The following is a 5,329-nucleotide window of genomic DNA, read 5'->3' on the forward strand; positions in this document are numbered from 1 at the left end:
TAAAAAAAGTCTTGTGGTTTTAAAAAGAAGTTGTACTTTTGCAACCGCTTAGAAAACGAGATAACAACTTGGTTTTTGAGAGGTAAAAAATAAGAAGACACGTTCATAGAAATATTGGATTGACAGCATTAAGAGAGAGTAAGAGATACTAGCTTTTATTGAAAAGAACCTAGCGAAATAAAGGTCGTTAAAATATTAAAAATTTTACGATGAAGAGTTTGATCCTGGCTCAGGATGAACGCTAGCGGCAGGCTTAACACATGCAAGTCGAGGGGTAGAGGCTTTCGGGCCTTGAGACCGGCGCACGGGTGCGTAACGCGTATGCAATCTGCCTTGTACTGGGGGATAGCCCAGAGAAATTTGGATTAATACCCCATAGTATTTTCGGTTGGCATCAACTGATTATTAAAGTTTTTCGGTACAAGATGAGCATGCGTCCCATTAGCTAGTTGGTATGGTAACGGCATACCAAGGCTACGATGGGTAGGGGTCCTGAGAGGGAGATCCCCCACACTGGTACTGAGACACGGACCAGACTCCTACGGGAGGCAGCAGTGAGGAATATTGGTCAATGGTCGCAAGACTGAACCAGCCATGCCGCGTGCAGGATGAAGCATCTATGGTGTGTAAACTGCTTTTGTACGGGAAGAAACACTCCTACGTGTAGGGGCTTGACGGTACCGTAAGAATAAGGATCGGCTAACTCCGTGCCAGCAGCCGCGGTAATACGGAGGATCCAAGCGTTATCCGGAATCATTGGGTTTAAAGGGTCCGTAGGCGGCTTTATAAGTCAGTGGTGAAATCCGGCAGCTTAACTGTCGAATTGCCATTGATACTGTAGGGCTTGAATTGTTGTGAAGTAACTAGAATATGTAGTGTAGCGGTGAAATGCTTAGATATTACATGGAATACCAATTGCGAAGGCAGGTTACTAACAATACATTGACGCTGATGGACGAAAGCGTGGGTAGCGAACAGGATTAGATACCCTGGTAGTCCACGCTGTAAACGATGGATACTAGCTGTTTGGTTGTAAGACTGAGTGGCTAAGCGAAAGTGATAAGTATCCCACCTGGGGAGTACGAACGCAAGTTTGAAACTCAAAGGAATTGACGGGGGCCCGCACAAGCGGTGGAGCATGTGGTTTAATTCGATGATACGCGAGGAACCTTACCAGGGCTTAAATGTAGTATGACAGGTTTGGAAACAGACTTTTCTTCGGACATATTACAAGGTGCTGCATGGTTGTCGTCAGCTCGTGCCGTGAGGTGTCAGGTTAAGTCCTATAACGAGCGCAACCCCTGTTGTTAGTTGCCAGCGAGTAGTGTCGGGAACTCTAACAAGACTGCCGGTGTAAACCGTGAGGAAGGTGGGGATGACGTCAAATCATCACGGCCCTTACGTCCTGGGCTACACACGTGCTACAATGGCAGGTACAGAGAGCAGCCACTTCGCAAGGAGGAGCGAATCTATAAAGCCTGTCTCAGTTCGGATTGGAGTCTGCAACCCGACTCCATGAAGCTGGAATCGCTAGTAATCGGATATCAGCCATGATCCGGTGAATACGTTCCCGGGCCTTGTACACACCGCCCGTCAAGCCATGGAAGCTGGGGGTACCTGAAGTCGGTGACCGCAAGGAGCTGCCTAGGGTAAAACTGGTAACTGGGGCTAAGTCGTAACAAGGTAGCCGTACCGGAAGGTGCGGCTGGAACACCTCCTTTCTAGAGAAATGACCTTCGCTGGTTTATATTGATGTAAGAGATTAGATCTTACTCTCGCTGTTAGTTCAAAAAAATGATGTTTTAAATTAAGAGAGCTTAAAAGAAAAATAGTCTCGTAGCTCAGCTGGTTAGAGTACTACACTGATAATGTAGGGGTCGGCAGTTCGAGTCTGCCCGGGACTACGGAGTTCTTAATTTAAGATAAAAAGGAAATTTTAGAAGTTGGGTAATCAACATCCGGTGAAAGCTGAAAGCTGATGACTGACAGCTAAAAGTACGGGGGATTAGCTCAGCTGGCTAGAGCGCCTGCCTTGCACGCAGGAGGTCATCGGTTCGACTCCGATATTCTCCACCAGGCTAAAAGCTGTCAGCTGACAGCTATAAGCTAAAAGTTCATTGACATATTGCGATAAGAAACAAATAAGAAATAGAAAGCACAGTAGCTAACGGCGTAAGTTGTTAGTTCGAAAGTACAATAAGCAAAATAAGGGCGCACGGGGGATGCCTGTGGCTCTCAGAGGCGAAGAAGGACGTGATAAGCTGCGATAAGCTTCGGGGACTGGCACATACAGATTGATCCGAAGATTTCCGAATGGGGCAACCCACTATGTTGAAGACATAGTACACCGTTAGGTGGGCAAACCCGCTGAACTGAAACATCTAAGTAGGCGGAGGAAGAGAAAACAAAAGTGATTCCGTAAGTAGTGGCGAGCGAACGCGGATTAGCCCAAACCAGAGTTGTTACGGCAATTTTGGGGTTGTAGGACTGCGGCATTTTATGCAAAGGGAACTGGAATTAACTGGAAAGTTAAGCCATAGAGGGTGATAGCCCCGTATAGGTAACCGATGTAATAGATAGCAGTATCCTGAGTAGGGCGGGGCACGTGAAACCCTGTCTGAATCTGGCGGGACCATCCGCTAAGGCTAAATACTCCTGAGAGACCGATAGTGAACCAGTACCGTGAGGGAAAGGTGAAAAGAACCGTGAATAACGGAGTGAAATAGATCCTGAAACCGTGCGCCTACAAGCGGTCGGAGCATCTTTATGGTGTGACGGCGTGCCTTTTGCATAATGAGCCTACGAGTTACCGTTGCTGGCAAGGATAAGTACTTAAGGTATGGATCCGTAGCGAAAGCGAGTCTGAATAGGGCGCCATAGTCAGTAATGGTAGACGCGAAACCGTGTGATCTACCCATGGGCAGGATGAAGCTGTGGTAACACACAGTGGAGGTCCGAACCGGTTGTCGTTGAAAAGACTTCGGATGACCTGTGGGTAGGGGTGAAAGGCCAATCAAACTCGGAAATAGCTCGTACTCCCCGAAATGCATTTAGGTGCAGCGCTGGCTTAGTTTATTAGAGGTAGAGCTACTGATTGGATGCGGGGGCTTCACCGCCTACCAATTCCTGACAAACTCCGAATGCTAATAAATGTTTACCAGTAGTGAGGGCATGGGTGCTAAGGTCCATGTCCGAGAGGGAAAGAACCCAGACCATCAGCTAAGGTCCCCAAATGTATGCTAAGTTGAAAAAACGAGGTTTGTCTGCCCAGACAGCTAGGATGTTGGCTTGGAAGCAGCCATTCATTTAAAGAGTGCGTAACAGCTCACTAGTCGAGCGGACGAGCATGGATAATAATCGGGCATAAGTATACTACCGAAGCTATGGACTTGAAAAAGTGGTAGGGGAGCATTCTATCGGCGCCGAAGGTGATATGTGAGTATTGCTGGAGCTTATAGAAAAGAAAATGTAGGCATAAGTAACGATAATGCGGGCGAGAAACCCGCACGCCGTAAGACTAAGGTTTCCTCAGCTATGCTAATCAGCTGAGGGTTAGTCGGGACCTAAGGCGACCCCGAAAGGGACAGTCGATGGCCAACGGGTTAATATTCCCGTACTTCTTATAATTGTGATGGGGCGACGGAGTGATGAAAGCACCGCGAACTGACGGAATAGTTCGTTAAAGTACGTAGCTATAGGTCTTGTAGTAAAATGCGCAGGATTTGGTGAAATACGATAGTACACGGAGTCTTCGGACAAAGTGATAGTGTGCCTAAGGGCTTCCAAGAAAAACCTCTAAACTTAGATTATAAGAACCCGTACCGTAAACCGACACAGGTAGTCGAGGAGAGTATCCTAAGGCGCTCGAGAGATTCATGGCTAAGGAATTAGGCAAAATAGACCTGTAACTTCGGGAGAAAGGTCGCCAGCGCAAGCTGGCCGCAGTGAAAAGGTCCAGGCGACTGTTTATCAAAAACACAGGGCTCTGCAAAATCGTAAGATGAAGTATAGGGCCTGACACCTGCCCGGTGCTGGAAGGTTAAGAGGAGATGTTATCTTCGGAGAAGCATTGAATTGAAGCCCCAGTAAACGGCGGCCGTAACTATAACGGTCCTAAGGTAGCGAAATTCCTTGTCGGGTAAGTTCCGACCTGCACGAATGGTGTAACGATCTGGACACTGTCTCAGCCATGAGCTCGGTGAAATTGTAGTATCGGTGAAGATGCCGATTACCCGCAGTGGGACGAAAAGACCCTGTGCACCTTTACTATAGCTTAGTATTGACCTTGGATAATTGATGTGTAGGATAGGTGGGAGATAGTGAAGCGGGTTCGCCAGGACTCGTGGAATCATCCTTGAAATACCACCCTTTGGTTATCTGAGGCCTAACCCCATGATTGGGGGACATTGCTTGGTGGGTAGTTTGACTGGGGTGGTCGCCTCCAAAAGAGTAACGGAGGCTTCTAAAGGTTCCCTCAGCACGCTTGGTAACCGTGCGTAGAGTGCAATGGCATAAGGGAGCTTGACTGAGAGACATACAGGTCGATCAGGTACGAAAGTAGAGCATAGTGATCCGGTGGTTCCGTATGGAAGGGCCATCGCTCAAAGGATAAAAGGTACGCCGGGGATAACAGGCTGATCTCCCCCAAGAGCTCATATCGACGGGGGGGTTTGGCACCTCGATGTCGGCTCGTCACATCCTGGGGCTGGAGAAGGTCCCAAGGGTTGGGCTGTTCGCCCATTAAAGTGGCACGCGAGCTGGGTTCAGAACGTCGTGAGACAGTTCGGTCTCTATCTACTGCGGGCGTTAGAAATTTGAGTGGATCTGATTCTAGTACGAGAGGACCGAGTCGGACTGACCTCTAGTGTATCTGTTGTCCCGCCAGGGGCACCGCAGAGTAGCTACGTCGGGAAGGGATAAGCGCTGAAAGCATATAAGCGCGAAACCCACCACAAGATGAGATTTCTTTTAAGGGTCGTGGAAGATGACCACGTTGATAGGCTACAGGTGTAAAGGCAGTAATGTCATAGCCGAGTAGTACTAATAACCCGTAAGCTTATGTACGCCTCTTTTCCTGCCCTTTCGGGGGCAGGAGAGAACTTTCTCAAATACACTATTAGTTTTTATCGCAGTATGTTAAAATATTGGCAACGCTGAGTTGCAGTTTTAAAGTTTAAGGTTTAACGTTTAAAGTTACCGATAGGAACATTAGACGAAAATAACCTGAAACCTGAAACTAAAAACTTAAGGTGATTATTGCGGCGGGGCTCACCTCTTCCCATCCCGAACAGAGAAGTTAAGCCCGCCTGCGCAGATGGTACTGCATTTT

Annotated in this window: 2 tRNA genes, 2 rRNA genes and 1 other annotated feature; all 4 genes read left to right on the forward strand. The window is 47.9% G+C overall.

What is annotated here, in order from left to right:
- The first annotated feature begins 206 nt into the window (after positions 1-206).
- Positions 207-1,721: ribosomal RNA gene (locus tag ACLI08_RS16320) — 16S ribosomal RNA — on the forward strand.
- 109 nt (positions 1,722-1,830) lie between these two features.
- Positions 1,831-1,904, forward strand: a tRNA-Ile gene (locus ACLI08_RS16325).
- Between the two features lie 95 nt (positions 1,905-1,999).
- A tRNA-Ala gene (locus tag ACLI08_RS16330) sits at positions 2,000-2,076 on the forward strand.
- Between the two features lie 118 nt (positions 2,077-2,194).
- Positions 2,195-5,064: ribosomal RNA gene (locus ACLI08_RS16335) — 23S ribosomal RNA — on the forward strand.
- Together the 16S and 23S rRNA genes with 2 tRNA genes alongside form the textbook arrangement of a ribosomal RNA operon.
- A gap of 181 nt (positions 5,065-5,245) precedes the next feature.
- Positions 5,246-5,329 (forward strand) — a sequence feature (5S ribosomal RNA rRNA prediction is too short).

This window comes from Flavobacterium sp. RNTU_13, from assembly GCF_046614455.1.
Taxonomy (GTDB): domain Bacteria; phylum Bacteroidota; class Bacteroidia; order Flavobacteriales; family Flavobacteriaceae; genus Flavobacterium.